Genomic DNA, 18,441 nt, shown 5'->3' with positions numbered 1-18,441 from the left:
TCTGGGCAAGACAAGTCCAGCCTGGGGCCGGGAACGGGAGTGTGTGTGGAGGCGTGCTCCGGGAGGGGGCCTCAGCTCGCGCGCGCGGGCGCCGCGGGGAGCAGGCGCGCCACGGTGGCGAGCAGCTCCGCGCACTGGGCGGGCTTGCGCAAGAAGGCGCTGACGCCCGCGGCCACGGCCTCGGCCTGGACGTGGTGCGGGCGCTCGTCGCTGGTCATCATCAGCACGGGCATCTTTCGCACGCGCGGGTTGTCGCTCAGGCGCAGCAGCCGCACGAAGCTCGCGCCGTTGACGCCGGGCATGTTGAAGTCGGTGATGACGAGGTCCAGGGGCTCGTGCCGCACCACCGCGAGGGCCTCCTCGGCGGAGTTGGCCTCGAGGAACTCGAAGCCGCGCTCCATCAAGTAGAGCTTGAGCAGGGTCCGGATGGAGCGGCTGTCATCCACCAGGAGCACACGCTGGCGCGTCGCCGGGGGCTTGCTGAGGACGGCCGTCGTGGCGTTTCGGGTCGTGGTCATGGGGAGGAGGGGGTGTGCGGTGAGGGGAGCGGGCGTTGGAGCGCGAGGCGGCGCGCGGCGTTCAACAAGGTGGTGCCCATCTGCGAGAGCGGCACCACGTGCTGCGCGGCGCCGCGCAGCACGGCTTCACGGGGCATGCCGTAGACGACGCAGGAGGCCTCGTCCTGCGCCACGGTGACGGCGCCGGCCTGACGCATCTGGAGCAGGCCGTCCGCGCCATCCGCGCCCATGCCGGTGAGCAGGGCGCCCACGGCCCGAGCGCCCGCGGCGCGAGCCACGGACCCGAAGAGCACGTCCACGCTGGGGCGGTGCCGATTGACGGGCGGGCCGTCGTGAATCTCCACGCGGTAGATGCCGCCCTTGCCGCGCACACGCAGGTGCAGGCTGCCCGGTGCCACGAGCGCCAGTCCCCGGCGCGGGATGTCTCCGGCGCGGGCCTCGCGCACCTCGATGCGGCAGGAGCGCGCCAACGCGAGCGCGAAGCCCACCGTGAAGGGCGCGGGCATGTGCTGCACGATGACGATGGGCGGCGCGTCCTCGGGCATCACGGTGAGCACCTCGCGCAGCGCCTCGGCGCCCCCGGTGGAGGCGCCCAGGGCGATGAGCACCTCGCCCTCGGCAGAGGAAGGCTCCGAGGCGCGCGGCGGCGCGAGCGCGGCCACCACGGTCGACGCAGGTGGCGCGGTCGCGATGGGCGGGGGAGGCGCGCTGGGGGCCGGAGGCGCCACGGGCGGAGGCGCGGGGAGGCGGGCCGTCACCTCCCGGGCGCGGGGCCGGGGCCGGGCCTGGGCGGCGGCGCGCACGGCGTCGAGCAGCCCCGCGGCCTGGGTGGCAAAGGTGGCGGGGTCCAAGCGGGGCTTGCCCAACACCTCCACCGCGCCGAGCGCGAGCGCCTGCAACGCGCGCCACGTGCCGCGCGGCGCGGTGCCCGAGCAGACCACCACGGGGAGCGGCGAGTCGCGCATCAGCCGCCGCAGGAAGGTGAGCCCGTCCATGCGCGGCAGCTCCAGGTCCAGGACGATGACGTCTGGCCGGTGACGCTGGAGCTTGTCGAACGCGATGAGCGGGTCGGCCGCCACCGTGACGCCCAGGTCGGGCTCGCGCGAGAGCATCTGGGTCATCAACTCGCGCATCACCGCCGAGTCGTCCACCACCAGGACCTCGATGCGCCTCCGGCCGGCGCCACCTCCGAGCGGCGAGGACCCTGGCCTCACGTGCCCACCCGCTTCGCGCCCGCGAGCGGCGGGGGCGTGCTCGCCTCCGCCACGCGCATGTAGATGGTGGGCCGGAGGCAGCGCAGCCGCGCGCTCATGCCCTGGAGGCTCTCCGCGTGGCCGATGAAGAGATGGCCCCCGGGACGAAGTCGGTCCGTGAGTCCTTCCACCACGCGCAGGCGCGCGGCGGGGCTGAAATACATGAGCACGTTGCGGCAGAGGATGAGGTCGAACGTGCCGTTCACGTCGTGCGGCACGTGGTGCAGGTTCAGCGGACGAAACTGCACCCGGGCGCGGAGCTGCGGGCCGGGCTTCATCCAACCCGCCTGCTTCCCCGTGCCCCGCAGCATGTAGCGGCGCAGGTACGCGTCCGGAATCTCACGGGCCCGCTCGATGGGCCACAGCCCCTCTCGCGCGCGGCGCAGGGCCGAGGTGGACAGGTCCGTGGCCAGCAGGTCCACCGCCCAGCCCTCCTCCGCGGGAAGGCAGATGCCCAGCATCATCGCCACGGAGTAGGGCTCCTCGCCCGTGGCGCACGCGGCGGACCAGATGCGGAGCCTCGCGGTGCGCTGGCCGTGCTCGGCCTCGGCGCGCCACGCGGGCACGAGCGTGTCCTGGAGGAAGGTGAACTGCGAGGGCTCGCGGAAGAACGAGGTCTCGTGGATGCAGAGGGCCTCCAGCATCTGGCGCGCCTCGTCCGCGTCCTCGCCGCTCGTCACGCGCTGGTAGTACGCGCCGAACGAAGGCAGGCCCAGCGCGCGGATGCGGTGTCCGAGCCGCGCGGTGAGGAAGGCCTTCTTCGTCTCCGCCAGCAGGATGCCGCTCTCCTGGTGCACCCACGCGCGGAAGCGCTGGAACTCCTCGTCGTTCAGCGGGCGCGGTTCGGGTGCGCCGGGAAAGACGTGGGGGCGGGAGGACGTGGTCATCAGGCGCCCGAGGGCTCCGCGGGGTGCGGCTCGACCGCGGGCTCCGGCGCAAGCGCGAGGTCATTCGGCACGGCGGGGCTCGGCGGTTCGTCGCGCGCGGCGAGCGCCTCCGGCGACAGCGTCCGCGCGATGTCGAGGATGAGGACGAACTGCTGGTTCAGCCGGCCCAGGCCCGACAGGTAGCGGGCGTCCATGCGAACGCCCAGCGTGGGCACCGGCTCGATGTCCTCGGGGCGCAGGTCGATGACCTGATCCACCGTGTCCGCCAAGAGGCCCATCACCCCGGTGCCCTCCGCTTGGGGCAGCTCCACCAGGACGACGCACGTCTTGGGGGTGAGGGTGCTCTCCTGTCCCTCGAAGGTCATCCGCAGGTCCACCACGGGCACCACGCTGCCGCGCACGTTCATGGCGCCGCGCACCGCGCGCGGGCTGCCTGGGACGCGGGTGACGGTCTCGTAGCGGAGGATCTCCCGCACCTGCAGGATGCCCACCGCGAAGGCCTCACCGGCCATGTGGAACGTGAGGTACTGCTCCAACTCGCTGGTGGGCGCGGTCATCATCGCGTGCCCCCGTCGAAGGGGGTGAAGCCCTCATCGGAGGCGTCCACCACGGTGTTGACCTCGGGGGCCAGGCGCGGCGGCGGGGTGCGAGCGAGGGAGGCGCGCCGCGGCGCTGGGGCGCGGGGGGCGACGGGGGCGGCGCGAGCGTGGCGGGCCGGCAGCCCCAGGGGGCCGTCGTGCGAGACCTGGAAGAAGGCCACCATCTCCGACAGGCCCTGCGCCTGCTGCGCCATCTCCTCGGCGGTGGAGGACAGCTCCTCGGCGGCCGCGGCGCTGCGCTGGGTGACCTGGTCCATGCGGCCCATGGCCTGACTGATTTGCGTGACGCCCACGGCCTGCTCGCGGGACGCGGCGGCGACCTCTTGCACCAGGTTCGCGGTGCTGCGGATGGACGGCACCAGCTCGCCCAGGAGGCCGCCCGAGCGCTCGGCGATCTTCACGCTCGTCGAGGCGCGCTCGCCAATCTCCTTGGCCGCGCTCTGGCTGCGCTCCGCCAGCTTGCGCACCTCGGTGGCCACCACCGCGAAGCCTCGCCCGTGCTCGCGGGCGCGGGCGGCCTCGATGGCCGCGTTGAGGGCCAGGAGGTTCGTCTGGTAGGCGATCTCCTCGATGATGGAGACCTTCTCCGCGATGGCCGTCATCGCGGAGACCGTCTCATGGACCGCGCGCCCGCTCTCCTCGGCGTCGCGCGCGCCCTTGGAAGACATCTGCTCCACGCGCTTGCTGTTCTCCGCGTTCTGGCTGATGGAGGCGGTCATCTCGTCCAGGCTGGACGTGGTCTGCTCCACGGACGAGGCCTGCTCGCTGGTGCCCTCGGACAGGCTCTGGGAGGTGGCGGAGATCTGCTCGGCCGCGGAGGCGAGGCTGTCCGCGCCGGTGCGAATCTCACCGATGATGCGCGACAGGTTCTCCCGCATCTGCGCGAAGGCCTTGCCCAGCACGTCGCGCTCCGAGCGCGGCACCGTCTCCACGCGCAGGTCGCCTCGGGCGATGGCGGACGCGGCGGTGGCCTTCTCCTGGAGGTAGGCGATCATCGCGCTGCTGGCCGCCAGCAGCTCGCCCACCTCGTCCTGGGACGTCACCTCGATGCGGTGGTCCAGGTTGCCGTGGGAGATCTCGGTGAGCACCGCCGCCGCGCGGACGATGGGGGTGGAGATGGAGCGCACCGTGGCCACGCCAATGAGCGTGGTCATCGCCACCGCCACCAGCAGCGCCACCAGGGCGTAGCCCACGAGGCTGTTGTTCATCTCCTGCGTCTGGCGCATCACCTGGGTGATCTTCTCGCGCTGGGTGGCCTGGAGCGTCTGGAGCGTCTTGTTGGCGCGGCTGAAGGCCTGGTCCATCATCGCCATGCTCTGGGTGGCGCGCTCCTGGGCGGCGTTCGTCTCCGCGGCCTTGCCCTCCTTGTCGAAGGTGACGCGCTGGGTGGCCTCCTCGAACACGCGGTTGGCGTGGGTCACGAGCATGCGGATGTCCGGGCGCAGGCTCTGGAAGGTGTTGGCCTCGCCCGCGTCGTCCGCGAGCAGGGCCTCCACCTGACGCGACTTCTGCTCGAAGGCGTCCTTCTCGTTCTCGAAGTTGGCGCGCTCGCCCACCACGTCCCAGTTGCTGAGCACGTCATTGCCCGGCGTATCCAGGTGCAGCAGCTGGATGCCCAGCTCTCCGAGCTGCTGGGCCTTGGTCTGCTGCTCCGCGATGTGGACGTGGTTCTCCTGCGTGAGGTGGGCCATCAGGTACATCACGCTCCACATGCCCACGAAGAGCGCGATGGAGAGGATGGCAGCGAGGACGAGCTTGCCGCGAACGGACAGTTGGCTCATGTGAGGGGCACCGGGGGGAGGTCAGACGAAAGGGGAGCGGAGACGGACTTGCGCTGGTGGGCGAGCCGCAGCAGGCCGGGGATGTCCAGGATGAGCGCCACGCGCCCATCTCCGAGCACGGACGAGCCCGCGAGCCCGGGCAGCCCTTGGAACACGGTGCCCAGGGGTTTGAGCACCACGGGCTGCGTGCCGAGCAGCGCATCCACCGCGAGGCCGAGCTGTCCGCCCGCGTGCTGGAGCACCACCACGTTCTCGCGCGGCGCGGGGGGCGCGCTCACGCCGAACAAGTCTCGGGCGCGCACATAGGGCAGGGCGCGGTCGCGCAGGTGCAGCATGCCGCGCTCGGTGCCGGTGCTCTGGCCCGTCGGCAACTCCAGACACTCGGTGACGGTGTCGAGCGGCAGCACATAGGTCTCCTCGCCCGCGCGGACGAGGAACCCGTCGATGATGGCCAGCGTGAGGGGAAGGCGAAGCGTGAAGGTGGTGCCCGCGCCGGGCGCTGAGCGCACCGCCACCGAGCCGCGCAGGGCCTCCACCGTCCTGCGTACCACGTCCAGGCCCACGCCGCGGCCCGAGTACTCCGTCACGGCCTGGGTGGTGGTGAAGCCGGGCTCGAAGATGAGCGCGTACAGCGCCGCGTCGTCGAGTAGCTCGGGCCTTGAGGCCAACCGCTGCTCCCGCGCGCGCTGCTCGATGGCCGCGCGGTCCAGGCCGGCGCCATCGTCCGACAGCTCCAGGACGGTGGCGCCCGCGTCATGGAGGGCGCGCAGCACGAGCTGGCCACAGGGCTCCTTGCCTCTCGCCACCCGCTCCTCGGGCAGCTCGATGCCGTGGTCCAGCGCGTTGCGGATGAGGTGCGTGAGGGGGGCGCGGAGCTGCTCCACCAGCCGGGTGTCCAGCTCCACGTCGCCGGCCTGCACATCCAGCCGCGCGCGCTTGCCCAGGCTGGCCGCCACGTCGCGCACCGTGCGCGCGTACGGTCTCAGCGTGGGCGCCAGCGGCACCATCCGCAGCTGCATCACCTGCTCCTGCAGCTCCTGCGAGACGAGGTCCACCTCCCAGCTCGCCTCGCGCAGCGAGGCCGCCTCGGCGCCCTCCAGCTTGTGCAGGAGTCGCCCCAGGCGCTCGCGGGCGATGGTGAGCTCGCCCGCCAGGTCCAACAGGCGATCCAACCGGCGCACGTCCACGCGCAGCGTGTGCGTGGCGGGGTCCCCGGGGGGCGTCTCCCGCGCGGGCTCCGCCGGGGTCGGGTTCTCGTCGTCGGAGAGGTCGTCCGGCCGTGCGGCGTGCTCGGCCGCCGAGGCGATGTCCGTGGCCAGCAGGTCCAGCACCGCGTTCACGGTGGGCGGCACGTCCCCGGACTCCCCGGTGGGCGAGGGCATCAGGGCGCGCAGGGAGTCCACCGCCCGCAGCAGCAGGCTCACTCGGTCCGGCGTGATGACCAGTGTGCGCTGGCGCAGCCGGTCCATGAGGCTTTCCACCACATGGGCGAATTCGCTCAACTGCACGAACCCGAGCGAGTTCGCCGTCCCCTTCAGCGTATGGATGAGCCGGAAGAGACGTTTCAGGGTGCCGGGCGAGTCTGGGTTGGACTCCAGCTCCAGCAATCCCTCTTCAATGCCTCCCAATTGCTCATCCGCTTCGACGACGAAGATGCTCAAGAGCAGGTGGCGATCGACTTCCATGTATGTCTGAACTGCGCCAGCGAGGGGGGAGGGCTGCCGCGGCACGTAGATGTGTCACGGCTGGTTATTGTTATCAAACGGGTCGCGCCTGACTCATAGGTCCCGGAAGGCTCGCTCGAGCGAGGGGTGGAGTGATTGTGTCAGGGATTGGGGACCCGTCGGGTATTCGTGTGCGAGATGTGTGCAATTGAACGCTCGAGAAGGAGGGAGCGTCGCGTCACGCACGTCTGGCCGCAGGAGGGACGAACGGCGCGTGTGTCCGTGCGCCGTCTGACTCGCCACGTCGGCTGGGCCTTCGTCCGACCCACGGAGGGGGGAGCGTGCGCTGGCATCGACGCTGTGCCACAGGGTGTGTAGAAAAAGACCGTGGGGCGCGGCTTCGCGCCCGGAAGAGGGACTTCATGGACGCACTTGAATGCCTGATGACGCGCCGGACGGCGCCCGTGCTGGCGGGCCCCGAGCCGACGCGTGAGCAGCTCGACCAGATTCTCCGCGCGGCGGTCACCGCGCCGGACCACAAGCTCCAGCGCCCGTGGCGCTTCGTCATCGTCCGGGGGGCCGGACGCGAGCGGCTGGGTGAGGCGCTGGTCGCCGCGGCGCGCGCCGCGGACCCGGGGATGCCGCCCGAGGTGCTGGAGCGTCAGCGGATGAAGGCCCTGCGCGCGCCGCTCCAGGTGGCTGTCATCGCCAGCCCCAAGGAGCCGTCGCCCGCGCCGCGCTGGGAGCAGCTCGCCTCGGCGGCGGCCGCGGCGCAGAACGTGTGCCTGGCCGCGACCGCGCTGGGGTTGGGCTCGGGCTGGAAGAGCACGCCCCTGGGCGAGCAGTCGCCGCTGCGCGAGGTGCTGGGCATGCAGTCAGGGGAGGAGCTGCTCGGGCTCGTCGAGCTGGGGCACGTCCCCGCGGACGCCAGGCTGCGCCCGCGGGTGGCGGTGGACGTGGGCTCGGTGACGTCCGAGCTGGGCGGCGAGCGGCTGAGCGCCTACGTCCCGCCCAGCGCGGGCTAGAGGCCGGCGCGGTAGAGGTGCTCGTAGCGCGCGGCCACGCCGTCCGAGGAGAACTCCGTGCGGGCCCGCTGCTGGCCCGCCAATCCCATGCGGGCGGCGGCGGCCGGGTCCGACACGAGCGCGTCGATGGCGCGCGCGAGCCCCGCGGCATCGCGCGGCTCGACGAGGTAGCCCGTGCGCGAGTCGTCGATGATGTCGGGGATGCCGAACCAGCGCGTGCCAATGGCGGGCAGCCCCGTGGCCATGGCCTCCAGCAGCGAGATGGGGAACGTCTCGCCGGGCATGTAGCTGGGCAGCACGATGGCGTCCGCGGTGGCGAGCAGCGCGGGCATGCGCTCGTTGGACAGGTGCCCGGTGAGCTCCACCACCTCGGAGAGGCCCAACGAAATGACCTGGGCCGCGATGTCATCCGAGAGGGGGCCGGAGCCCGCGATGACAAGCTTCAGCCGGGGATGTCTGTCCTTGAGGCTGGCGACCGCGCTCAAGAGTTCCGCGTGGCCCTTGCCCGGCACGAGGCGCGCCGCCATCAACAGCCGGAAGGGCGCATCCGGAAGGACGGCGCGCTCGGGGCGGCCGGGGAACTTCTTCAGGTCCACGCAGAAGGGCACCACGGACACGCGCGCGGCGGGCATGCCATGGGCCTCCAGCTCCCGCGCGGCCGCGGCGTAGGGCATCACCGCGCGGCTGACCCGCTGCTTCTCCAGCCAGAACGTGGCGTCGCTCATCCGCGAGGGGCGCCCGCCCTGCCGGAACCACTCCAGCGTGGCGTGGTGGGTGACGAGCGTGGAGGGCGTGCCGGCCAGCTCGGCGGCGACGAACGCATCCATCCCCGCGATGCCCACCGCGTGCACGTGGAGGGCGTCCATCTCCTCCCGCTTGAGCAGGCGCGACAGGGTGCTCACGCGCTCCGCGCGCAGCCGGGCCGAGCGCAGCTTGCGTCCCAAGCCGCTGCCGCTGCCCGCGGGCGACGGCAAGGGAATGACGCGGATGTCCAGTGCCCGAGCGCTGCGCTGCAACTCCTCGCGGTCCTCCATCACGCAGGCGATGGCGGGCACGACGCGGCCCGAGCGCGCCTGGGACTCGCAGAGCATGAGGAGGAAGGTCTCCACCCCGGTCATGCCGATGTTCTCCAGGTAGTGGAGCACCTTGATGGGGCGGACCCCCGGAATGGGCGGGGCGTCGGAGGCGGGGCGTGGGAGGGATGGGGCGTTCATGGAAGCACGCAGCTCAGCAGGTTCTTGGCGAAGACGGGACCCAGCAAGAGCTGTTTGCCGGACACGGCGGCCGTCGCGGCCGCGGAGATGTGACTGCCGTCATCCAGGTAGACCTCGTCCACCTGGAACGTGTCGCCGGACGGGGTCAGGCGCAGCACCTGGGTGGGCGCGCGCCGCGACTCGGTCACGTCCGCGGCATATGAGGCGAAGTCGAGCAGCTTGGGATGCGCCGCGACCCACAGCGCGCCCGTCGCGTCGCGCTCGATGTTGTCCACGCCCGTGCCCAGAGGAAGCGTGTGGCGCAGGTGGAGCGCTCCGGTGTCCACGTCGCGCGTGTAGACGGACAGCGATTGGGCCACGGACTGGGCCAGGTACACCGTCTTCCCGTCCGCGGAGCAGTTGATGCCGTTGGCGAACGCCGTGCCGGAGAGGGCCTCGTGAAAGCCCTTCCCGTCGAAGTAGACGACGTTGCCCCGCGCAAGCTGGAGGTAGTCCTCGACGACCTGGAGCGTCCCGGGCGGGAAGTGGTGGTCGTTCGTCACGTAGAAGCGCTCCGCGTCCACCGCGACGAGGTCGTTGGGGGACACCAGCGCGGGATCGCGCACCGTTCGCGTGTGGACGAGCATTCCGTCCGCGCCGACCTGGAAGCGCTCGACCTGGGCGCCTCCGGCCGTTGGGTGGTTGATGACGAACACCGTCTGCGTGCCATCCGGCGCGACGTAGAGGCTCAGGCCATGCGGGTGGAAGTCCGCCAGGAACGCGCCCGTCAGCAGCGTGGGCGGCGAGGAGCTCGCGGGGTCGAAGCGGTAGATGCCGCCGGGGACGGGGTGGCCCGCCTGCGTGGCGCGCCGGTCATCCGAGGACACATAGGCTGCGCCCGTCGTGGGGTGAAAGGTGATGTCCTCGCCGCCGGGCATTCCGGCCACGGGGACGCAGTGGCCGGCGAAGTGGGGCGACAGGTGCTTGAACTGGCCCGCGTCCGCGAGCGTCTTGAGCACGAAGCCGCCCACCAGGAGCAGCCCCGCGCCGAGTCCGAGCAGCCTCTTGTTCCGCATGGGGCCTTTCTAGCGTGCGTGCTCCCGCGCTGTCGCGTCCGGGTCAGCGCGGCACGAGCACCAGGTCGTCCACGTACAGCGTGCCCTGGTTCGTCCCCGAGTCGTCCTGGAGGTACAGGTCGCGCAGGGTGCCGGATGACACACCCATGCTGCTGAGGGGAATGGAGACCTTCGCCCAGGTGCCCGGGGCGATGGGGTGTCCCAGGGCGGTGTCCAGGCGGATGTCTCCCAGGTGGGTGGTGCCGTCGAGCAGGGCGAGGCGGACCTGCTGACCGCCCGTGCTCCCGCCATGCACCCACAGGTCGATGGACTGGTAGGCGGACAGGTCCAGCCCGTCGTGATGGAAATACAGGCCGGCCCAGTCATCCGGCTCGAAGCGGATGGCGGCCGAGCCCGAGTGCACGGTGGTGGCCTCGTCGAGGCTGTGCTCCGCCCAGGACCAGTCCTGGAAGCCATTGCCGAGCGCGTCATCGTAGATGACCCTGCCTTGCGAGGGGGGCGGCTCGGTTCGGCCCTCGGTGAGCGCCACGCCCTCGGTCATCGTGACGGTGCGCACGTTGCGCGTGCGGATGTCATCGAGAATGGCGATGAAGTTGGCCGTGCGGTACTGCGTGTCGCGGGTGGGGGTTCCGCTGGTGAACTCATGGAACAGGAGGACGAGCCAGCTCTTCTCCGCGATGGCCCTGTCGATCCACCCGCGCACCGTGGCCACCGTGACGTTGCGGTTCACGTCGTTGCCGCGCAGTTCGTAGATGACGGTGTCTCGGAAGTTGCGGCCTCCGTTCACCGTGCGGCTGCTGGCGTACTCCTGCTTGATGGCCGCGAGCACGCTGGCGTTGTAGGCGCCATAGGGCGGGGCAAAGGCCGGCACGGAGGCCAACCCGAACGTGCTGGCGAGCCAGAGGCGCGAGTCGTGCAACTCCGCGGTCAGGTCGCTGGGGGAGAGCGTGGTGAGGTCCGGATGGGTCAGCGTGTGGCTGGCCAGTTCATTGCCCTCGTTCTGCAGGGTGCGCACCTGCTCCACCGTGAGGTAGCCGTTCCAGCCCTCGGAGAGCGCGTGGGTGATGAGGAAATAGGTGACGTGGATGCCTCGCGCGTTGAGCGCGGGGCGGGCCGCCGTGAACTGGGTGGCCCAGCCGTCATCGAGGGTGATGGTGACCATCCCCTCGTTGAACGGAGTGGCCGCGAGCGCGCTCGCCGTGTTCAGCAAACAGCCCAGCACGGCGATGGGCATGGCCCACCGCCGGATGATTCGCCGCATGTGCATGACATCCCCCCGGAAGGATGGTTGGGAGGATAGTGCCTGGGCGTGGGCGATGGACAGGCTCCTCGCGCGCCAAAGTCTCGTGGGCTCACCCTCCGGCGAGCAGCGCGGCCTTGTGGCGCGTGAGGAAGCCGCGCACGTCTTGCGCGGGCTGGCCGGTGAGTTGGCGCACGACGTCGGTGGCGAGCGCGGTCTTTCCCTGCGCGATGCCCGCGTCGATGGACGCCAGCGCGGCGGCGAACGTGGGCGCGAGCCCTGCCTGCTTCAAGCCCGCTTCCAGCGCCTCGCGGGGCACGGACACCGCGGTGAGGGGGCGCCCCAGGAGTTCGGAGGCGAGGTGGGCCACCTGGGGGTAGGTGAGGACCTCGGGGCCGGTGACATCCAGCACGCGGCGCCCCTCGAAGCCGTCGGTCAGGGCGGCCGCCGCGGCGCGAGCGCAGTCCTCCCGGGTGACGAAGCCCACGCCGCCGTCGCCCGCGGCGGAGACGAGTTGTCCGGAGGCGAGCGCGCGCGGCAGGGAGTAGAGCAGAAGGTCCGCGTACAGGTTGTTGCGCAGCACCGAGTAGCCGAGCGGACTGTTCGCCAGCGCCTCCTCGGTGCCGCGATGGTCGCTCGCGAAGGTGATGGGTGAGGACGCATCCGGGTGGGTCAAGGACGTGTACACCACGTGCTTCACGCCCGCGGTGACCGCGGCGGCCACCGCGTTGCGGTGCTGCTCCAGGCGGCGGCCTGGGTGCGTGAGGTCATCCGTGCTGATGAGGAGCATGCGCTCGGCGCCCGCGAACGCCCGGGGGAGGGACTCGGGCGCATCGAAGTTCGCGGCCCGCACGGTGACGCCGCGCGCTTGGAAGTCGCGGAGCTTCTCGGGGTCGCGCGTGGTGGCGATGACGGGGCCGACGTTGGCGGCGAGCAACAGCTCGAGGACCTGACGGCCCAGGTGGCCGGCGGCACCGGTGACGAGGAGGGGCTTGCTCATGGCGGGGACTCCAGGCTGCGAGGTTCGACGCCTATGTGTCGTTGTTGCACCCAAGGCGCAATGCGCGCTCGCGCGTTACACTGTTGCGCTGGAGGAACAATGGACCTCAACCACCTGACGGTCTTCGTGGCGGTCGCGGAGACGGGAAGTTTCACGGAGGCGGCGAGCCGGCTGGACGTGACGAAGTCCTCGGTGAGCCGGGCCATCACCGCGCTGGAGGGGACGCTGGGCGTGCGGCTGCTCCACCGGACGACGCGCACGGTGGCGCTGAGCACGGCGGGGCGAGCGTTGTACGAGCGGATGGGGCCTCGTCTCCAGTCGCTCCAGGACGCGCTGGCGGACGTGCCGGAGCTGGAGGCGGAGCCCTCGGGCTCGCTGCGGGTCACCGCGACGGCGGACTTCGGCACGGAGGTGCTCGCGGAGATCCTGACGGGCTTTGGCCGGCGCTATCCACGGGTTCGTGTGGAGGTGGTGCTCACCTCGCGCACCGTGGACCTGGTGAAGGAGCGGTTCGACGTCGCGTTCCGCATGGCGGACGGGCTGAAGGACTCCCGGCTGGTGGCTCGGCGCCTGGGTTCGCTGACGCTGCACCTGTACGCCGCGCCGTCGTATCTCGCGGCGCGTGGCACGCCCCGTCGGCCGGGCGACTTCGCCGCGCATGACTGGGTGATGCTGCCCTCCATGCGTGGCATCTCATTGCAGCGCGCGTGGCGGATATCGCTCCCGGAGAACCCGCGGCTCGTCGCGGACGACATGTTCTTCGTGCGCGAGGCCCTCTGTCGCGGCGCGGGGCTCGGCGCGCTGCCCACCTACCTGGTGGACAAGGAGCTGCGCGAGGGGCGGCTCGTGCGCGTGATGCCCCGGTGGACGCTGCTGAACGGGAGCATCTACCTGGTCATGCCGAGCGCGCAGCACCTGCCGCGCAAGACGGTGGTGTTCCGCGACCACGTGGTGGAGGCGCTCCGACAGCGTCTGCCGGCGGGCGAGGGGTAGCGCTCATCGCGGCTGCCACAGCTCCAGCTTGTTGCCGTCGGGATCCAGGAGCCACGCGAAGTGACCGTTGTCGTGGGACTCCGGACCCTTGAGAATCGGGACGCCGTCCTTGCGCAGCTGCGCGAGCAGCGCGTCCAGGTCATCCACGCGGTAGTTGATCATGAAGCCCGACTCGCTCGGGCTGAACCACTCGCTGCGCTTCTCCGCGACGTGCCAGACGGTGAGGCCGCGATCCTCGGCCGTGTCCTCGGGCCACTTCAGGATTGCGCCGCCCCACTCCTCGAGCCGCAAGCCCAAGTGCCGGGCGTACCAGGCCGCGAGCTGCTTGTGATCCGTCTTCGACTTGAAGAAGACGCCCCCGATTCCGGTGACTCTGGCCATGAGCGGCAACATGCCAGAGGCCCGAGTCACCGGGAAGGTGAGGCCCACTCGAACGCGTCAGCGCTCCTCGTGTGGCGCGCCATCCCAGCGACGGCGGCGCTCGTCGAGCAACCACTGCTCCAGCGCGGCGACGCTCTCCGCGGAAGGCTCCTCGGGTAGCACCGACGCGACCTGCGCGTCATCGAGCACCTGGAAGGCCCGCGCGACTTCTCCGCGCCAGTGCTGGCTGAGCGCCTCGGGCAGCTCGCTCTTCTCGCCGCGCAGCTTCTGCTCCACCAGGGCGTGGGCCGGCGCGAAGCCATACGGCTCCAGCAGTTCGGTGACGTCGGTCTGCACCTGCCCGGTGCGCAGCGCGTGCGCGCCCGTGAGCGCGGTGCGCAGCACATAGAGCAGCCGCTTGGCCGAGCGAAACCCGCTCTTCTCCCACTCGCGAAGCTGGCCGGACGCGAAGCCGCGGTAGTGCCGGTACAACCGGCGTGAGAGCACCGCGCGCACGCGAGGCCGCAGCGATTCGAGCGTGGGTGAGGTGCGCAGTGGAATGGCGTCCAACACGCGCTCCAGATAGTTGCCATTGCCCTGGAGGATGCCGAGCAGCGCCGGCTGCAACTCATTGGACGAATAGTCCACCTCCACGCCCTCGATGATCTCCAGGCGCTCGGCCGGCACGATGCGCGGGGTGAGCGCCAGGAGCGTGCTCGTGGACTCCACGTGGATGCACTTCAAGTCCAGGTCGCTGTCGGGGGATGGGAACCCATACGCGTGCGCGCCGGACAGCGAGATGACCAGGTGCTCGCGGCGCGCCGATTCCTCGTCGAGCGCGCGGTCCGCGATGCGTCGCTGATGGTCCGTCAACGTGCCTTTCATTCCATGTCCTTCCATTCCAGCGCCGGAGCTTCTGGCGCGTCTCGACCCAGCGGCCCGGGTACCTGGAGCACCCCGCGCCGGGCCACCTCGTGGCGCACGCGCCGCAAGAGTTCGTCCGCGCGACCATAGTCGGGATGCTCGGGCAGGCGACTCGTCCGGTGGGCCTCTTCCAACTCCGGCGCCATCGCCTCGGCGTCGCGCAGCACGTCCTCCAACGGGACGCGGCCCTGCTTGATGTCCAGCAGCCGCGTGCGCAGGGCTCCGGTCGCCGCGAAGGTGGGCTCTCCCTCGCGCAGCCAGTTCGTGGCCAGCGCCACCAGCCGCAGCAGGTTGTAGGCGTTCTTCGGGCGCAGCTCGCGCGCCGTGGGCGGTCGCTGTCCGCCGCCGCGCGCGTAGGCCGCGAGCGCCACGAAGTCGTTGCTCGCGAGCAGGCCCTGATCCGACAGCGAGCGGTAGAGCTGCTTGATGTACGTGCGGGCCGCGAGCAATCCCTCCTGCTCGGTGGGCGCGGCGCGCGGAGACAGGGCCGCGAGCCGCCGGGCCACCTCGTCCAGGTCTGGGGCGGGTTCCTCGCACAGCCAACCGAGCACGAGGTCCCGGTGCTCGGCGAGCCGCTGGCTCCGGGTGAGCTTGTCGAGCTGGCTCATGGCGTAGCGCCCGAAGCTGCCGAAGATGGCCCGCGACACGAACGCGCCCCGCGTCTCGAGCAGCCACGCGCCCGTTTCGTCCAGGGCCCGGACGCCGGGGACGAACAGCGTCTCCAACGTGTTGGGGTCGGCGCGCAGGGCCTGCTCGACCGTCTTGCGCACCTCCCAGTAGGTGGTGCTGCCGTCAGCGGACACGAGGTCCACCGGCGGCTCTCCCAGCCCGAGCGTCCATGACAAGGGCAAGGCGAACACGCCGCGCAGATCCACGTCCGAGTTCTCATCGGCCAGGCCCCAGGCGTGGCTGCCCACGCGTGTTTCGAGGACGACACACGGCGTGAGCGCGGTCCACGCCGCCTCGCGCCGGTGGGCGAACCGCACCTGTCCCGGGCGCCGAGGGACCAGCTCCTCGCGGGCATACCAGACCTCTCCGACACCGACGATCTGCACGTCGCAGCCGCCGTCCCGCGTGCGCACCACGCGCCCCACCACGCCCTGGGGAATGCGCCGTCCGCCCGAGGCCAGACGCTCCACGCGCGTTGTCACCTCGGTGCCATGTGGGAGGGGTATGGAGAGCCGGTCGACCTGCTCCAGGCCCCGGATGCGTGAGGAAGCGGACAGCTCGTCGGAGGACTCGGCCATGGGCGCTTTATAGCCCGCGCGCGAATCAGGAACCGGCGCGCGGACACGTCAGACCCGGGCTCCATATTTCGGGGGGAGATAGATGATCCAAACCCTTCAATTGTTTGTTCCGGCACTGCTTGTGCTGTGGGTCGCGGTGGTCGCGCGTCCCCGCCGTAAGCAGCGCCGCTGGAAGTCGGGCGGCGCCCGATAGCGACTGCTTCCCGTGCGCGGGAAGCCCAGCCTGACGCGCGGACCCGCGCGTCAGCCAGGCCGCGCGGTATAGGCTGCGCGGCCATGTCAGAGACCCCTCCCACCACCTTTGGTCGATACCAGCTCATTCATCGCCTGGGACAAGGCGGGATGGGCGAAGTCCACCTCGCCAGTCTCGTGGGCGCGGGAGGCTTCGAGAAGCTGTATGTCCTCAAGACCATCCTGCCGCGGATGGGGGCGGACCCTCAGTTCGTCCAACGTTTCCAGCACGAGGCGCGGCTGCTCGTGCACCTCCAGCACTCGAACATCGCGCAGGTGTATGACCTGGGCGAGGTCGCCGGCACGCTCTTCATGGCGATGGAGTACGTGCCCGGCGTGGACTTGTCGCGCGTGCTGGGGCGCGCCTCGCAGGTGAACGCGCCCCTGCCCATTCCCATCGCGCTCCACATCGGTCAGCACGTGGCCGAGGCGCTGGGCTATGCGCACCGCAAGGTGGGCCCGGATGGGCTGTCGTTGGGCATCGTCCATCGCGACGTGTCACCTCACAACGTGATGGTGTCCTACGAAGGCGAGACCAAGGTCATCGACTTCGGACTCGCGAAGAGCGCGGCGGGGAGCGCGCACACGCTGCCGTCCACGGTGATGGGCAAGCTGGGCTACATGTCTCCGGAGCAGGCGCGCGCGGAGCAGCTGGACCACCGCAGCGACATCTACTCGTGTGGCGTGGTGGTCTGGGAGATGTTGGCGGGTCGTCGCCTGTTCGACGCGGAGTCGGTGGGCCAGATGATCGCCGCGATGGCGCGGCCGAACATCCCGTCGGTGCGCTCGGTGCGGCCGGAGATTCCCGCCTCGCTCGACAGGGTGGTGCATCGCGCGCTGGCGCCCGAGGTCAACGACCGTTACGCCCGCGCCGATGACTTCGCGCGGGCGCTGAATGAAGAGGCCATCCGCTGGCACGAGCGAGCGGGGGCGGAGGAGGTGGGCACGTACCTGCGCGACCTCTGCCCGGAGGAGTTCGCCGAGCAGCGCCGGCTCATCTCCACGCTCAGCCGCCGTCTGCCCACCGCGCCCGATGTCCACGCCGCAGAGATGGCGGGGACATACGTGCGAGAGGGCTCGGGAGGCGCGGCCGTGCCTGGGATGTCTTCTTCATCGCAGGGGCGCGGTGGGACCTTCTCTCCAGGCGGAGCGGCATCGTCGGGCGCGCACGGCGGCAACGCGTCCACGCCCGCCGCGGTCGGGATGCAGGGAGGCAGCGGCGCTTCCGGAGCCACGGGGCACGAAGGGGGCTCGCTCACTCCCGCCGCGTCCGCGCAGAGTGGTGGCACCTCGGCCTTTGCCATCTCGGGGACGGGAGGGGGCGTGGCTGCTTCGGGGGCGATGCAGCCTCAGGCGAACGTCTCCGCGACCTCCGGTGCATCAGGGGGGAGCCCTGCTTCGAGTTCACCCGGCCTGCAAACCGCGACCGCCGCCAGTTCACCCGCGATGACGGGGGCGGCGCAGAATCCGCCGGACGCTCGGCGACAGCGCGCGACGATGCTGGCGCTCCTCGGGGTGTGCGGAGTGCTCGCGTTCGCGCTGGTCTCGGTGGTGATGATGCGCAACGGGAGTGGCGCGGCGCCGGTCGCTCGCGTCGAGCCCACACCCCAAGGCGCTCTGCCGGCTCGCTCGAATGAGGTGCCTGGGCGCGGAGCTGATGCCATGGCTCGCGCGAACGCGGCTCCGACGCGTGATGCCGATGCCGCTCCTCGCGGAGCCGAGGACTCCGCTCGGAGCGAATCTGTGCCCGGGTCCGACGAGGCCAGCGCGTTCCATGAGGTCCTCGAGGACGGCGGACAGCTCTACGTTCGCGCGGGTCGTCTGGATGGGCTGCGCAAGGGCACGGAGATCGACCTGGTGGGTCCTCCCGGCGCGGATGGCCGCCGGGCTCGCTTCGGCAAGGCCTTGGTGATGGAGATCAGCGGCGAGCACCTGTCGCGGCTTCACGCGGACGAGGCCCCTCCTGCTGGCGTGAAGCTGTTCGTTCCTCGGGCGCAGCCCGTGGCGGAGGACCGTGGCAATCGCCGTCGCCCTCCTCGCGCGGCTCCGGCTCCCAATGCTCCCGCGGTGGCTCCCGTGGCCGCGACCGCTCCGCCTGCTCCCGTCGCGGTCCCCGCGGTCGCGAAGTCGCTCAAGGGGCGCGTGGTGCTCGGTGGAATCGGGCCGCTCAAGCGGCTCGTGATTCATAACCTGGAGACGCGCCCGTGGACGTCCTGTGACCTGCGCCTGGCCAACAACAAGCAGTACCGGTTGGCTCACCTCGCGGCGGGCGACCAGGAGAGCATCGCCCTGGCTCGCTTCCGTCAGGACGGGGTGGAACTGGACACCGACCTGTCATGGGTGGAGGTGAAGTGCGCCGAGGGCAGCGCGCGAATGAGCTTCTCCGCCAACTGAGCGCGCAGCGGCCCGTCGTGGCCGCGCGCGGGAACGTTGCTCATGACAGCATGTGC

Annotated in this window: 16 protein-coding genes; 3 read left to right on the top strand and 13 right to left on the bottom strand. The window is 71.0% G+C overall.

Annotated elements, in window-relative coordinates:
- Nucleotides 1-71: 71 nt before the first annotated feature.
- From KRR26_RS06255 to KRR26_RS06230, 6 genes are read right to left on the bottom strand one after another with little or no spacing between them, the layout of a single operon-like run.
- Nucleotides 72-518 (bottom strand): response regulator, encoded by a 447-nt coding sequence (locus tag KRR26_RS06255; RefSeq protein ID WP_120201780.1) that lies wholly within the window; start codon nt 516-518, stop codon nt 72-74.
- Nucleotides 515-1,732, bottom strand: a complete 1,218-nt coding sequence (locus KRR26_RS06250; protein WP_321202741.1) for a protein-glutamate methylesterase/protein-glutamine glutaminase — start codon at nt 1,730-1,732, stop codon at nt 515-517. The genes KRR26_RS06255 and KRR26_RS06250 overlap by 4 nt, the downstream gene beginning before the upstream one ends.
- The gene (locus KRR26_RS06245) at nt 1,729-2,658 is read right to left on the bottom strand and encodes a CheR family methyltransferase (RefSeq protein ID WP_120201778.1); all 930 of its coding nucleotides are present in this window, start codon (nt 2,656-2,658) and stop codon (nt 1,729-1,731) included. The genes KRR26_RS06250 and KRR26_RS06245 overlap by 4 nt, the downstream gene beginning before the upstream one ends.
- The gene (locus KRR26_RS06240) at nt 2,658-3,218 is read right to left on the bottom strand and encodes a chemotaxis protein CheW (protein WP_120201776.1); all 561 of its coding nucleotides are present in this window, start codon (nt 3,216-3,218) and stop codon (nt 2,658-2,660) included. Before KRR26_RS06240 ends, KRR26_RS06245 begins: the two co-directional genes overlap by 1 nt.
- Nucleotides 3,215-5,038 (bottom strand): methyl-accepting chemotaxis protein, encoded by a 1,824-nt coding sequence (locus KRR26_RS06235; RefSeq protein WP_120201774.1) that lies wholly within the window; start codon nt 5,036-5,038, stop codon nt 3,215-3,217. Before KRR26_RS06235 ends, KRR26_RS06240 begins: the two co-directional genes overlap by 4 nt.
- Complete coding sequence (locus KRR26_RS06230; protein ID WP_217079344.1) at nt 5,035-6,723, bottom strand: chemotaxis protein CheA; 1,689 nt, start codon at nt 6,721-6,723, stop codon at nt 5,035-5,037. Before KRR26_RS06230 ends, KRR26_RS06235 begins: the two co-directional genes overlap by 4 nt.
- A 401-nt stretch (nt 6,724-7,124) precedes the next feature.
- Here KRR26_RS06230 and KRR26_RS06225 point away from each other — a divergent pair, with 401 nt between their 5' ends.
- On the top strand, nt 7,125-7,727 hold the full coding sequence (locus KRR26_RS06225; protein ID WP_120201770.1) for a nitroreductase family protein: 603 nt from the start codon (nt 7,125-7,127) through the stop codon (nt 7,725-7,727).
- On the opposite strand, the gene KRR26_RS06220 is transcribed toward KRR26_RS06225, so the two are convergent.
- The 4 genes from KRR26_RS06220 to KRR26_RS06205 all read right to left on the bottom strand — a co-directional run bounded on the left by KRR26_RS06220 (nt 7,724) and on the right by KRR26_RS06205 (nt 12,236).
- Nucleotides 7,724-8,941 carry a glycosyltransferase family 4 protein gene (locus KRR26_RS06220; protein ID WP_217079343.1) on the bottom strand — a complete coding sequence of 406 codons (1,218 nt, stop codon included), beginning with the start codon at nt 8,939-8,941 and terminating at the stop codon, nt 7,724-7,726. The two genes, KRR26_RS06225 and KRR26_RS06220, sit on opposite strands and share 4 nt — an antisense overlap.
- Nucleotides 8,938-9,996: a strictosidine synthase family protein gene (locus tag KRR26_RS06215; protein WP_217079342.1), complete on the bottom strand. Its 1,059-nt coding sequence runs from the start codon at nt 9,994-9,996 to the stop codon at nt 8,938-8,940. The genes KRR26_RS06220 and KRR26_RS06215 overlap by 4 nt, the downstream gene beginning before the upstream one ends.
- A gap of 43 nt (nt 9,997-10,039) precedes the next feature.
- A complete protein-coding gene (locus KRR26_RS06210; protein ID WP_217079341.1) occupies nt 10,040-11,257 on the bottom strand; it encodes a polysaccharide deacetylase family protein in 1,218 nt (405 codons plus the stop codon).
- Nucleotides 11,258-11,348: 91 nt separating this feature from the next.
- Nucleotides 11,349-12,236: an SDR family oxidoreductase gene (locus KRR26_RS06205; protein ID WP_120201761.1), complete on the bottom strand. Its 888-nt coding sequence runs from the start codon at nt 12,234-12,236 to the stop codon at nt 11,349-11,351.
- Nucleotides 12,237-12,335: 99 nt separating this feature from the next.
- Between KRR26_RS06205 and KRR26_RS06200 the strand changes: the two genes are divergently transcribed.
- A complete protein-coding gene (locus KRR26_RS06200) occupies nt 12,336-13,229 on the top strand; it encodes a LysR family transcriptional regulator (protein ID WP_120201759.1) in 894 nt (297 codons plus the stop codon).
- Nucleotides 13,230-13,232: 3 nt separating this feature from the next.
- Here KRR26_RS06200 and KRR26_RS06195 read toward each other — a convergent pair whose 3' ends face one another.
- Genes KRR26_RS06195 through KRR26_RS06185 form a run of 3 tightly spaced genes read right to left on the bottom strand, consistent with a single transcriptional unit; the run spans nt 13,233 to nt 15,760 of the window.
- A complete protein-coding gene (locus tag KRR26_RS06195; RefSeq protein WP_120202321.1) occupies nt 13,233-13,610 on the bottom strand; it encodes a VOC family protein in 378 nt (125 codons plus the stop codon).
- Between the two features lie 57 nt (nt 13,611-13,667).
- The gene (locus KRR26_RS06190) at nt 13,668-14,474 is read right to left on the bottom strand and encodes a nucleotidyltransferase domain-containing protein (protein WP_120201757.1); all 807 of its coding nucleotides are present in this window, start codon (nt 14,472-14,474) and stop codon (nt 13,668-13,670) included.
- Nucleotides 14,471-15,760 carry a DNA polymerase beta superfamily protein gene (locus tag KRR26_RS06185; protein WP_217079340.1) on the bottom strand — a complete coding sequence of 430 codons (1,290 nt, stop codon included), beginning with the start codon at nt 15,758-15,760 and terminating at the stop codon, nt 14,471-14,473. Before KRR26_RS06185 ends, KRR26_RS06190 begins: the two co-directional genes overlap by 4 nt.
- A gap of 276 nt (nt 15,761-16,036) precedes the next feature.
- Between KRR26_RS06185 and KRR26_RS06180 the strand changes: the two genes are divergently transcribed.
- Nucleotides 16,037-18,385 carry a serine/threonine-protein kinase gene (locus tag KRR26_RS06180; RefSeq protein ID WP_217079339.1) on the top strand — a complete coding sequence of 783 codons (2,349 nt, stop codon included), beginning with the start codon at nt 16,037-16,039 and terminating at the stop codon, nt 18,383-18,385.
- The last annotated feature ends 56 nt before the right edge of the window (nt 18,386-18,441 follow it).

It is taken from the genome of Citreicoccus inhibens (assembly GCF_019039035.1).
Taxonomy (GTDB): Bacteria; Myxococcota; Myxococcia; order Myxococcales; family Myxococcaceae; genus Citreicoccus; species Citreicoccus inhibens.
This window is presented reverse-complemented; position numbering and strand designations above follow the sequence as displayed.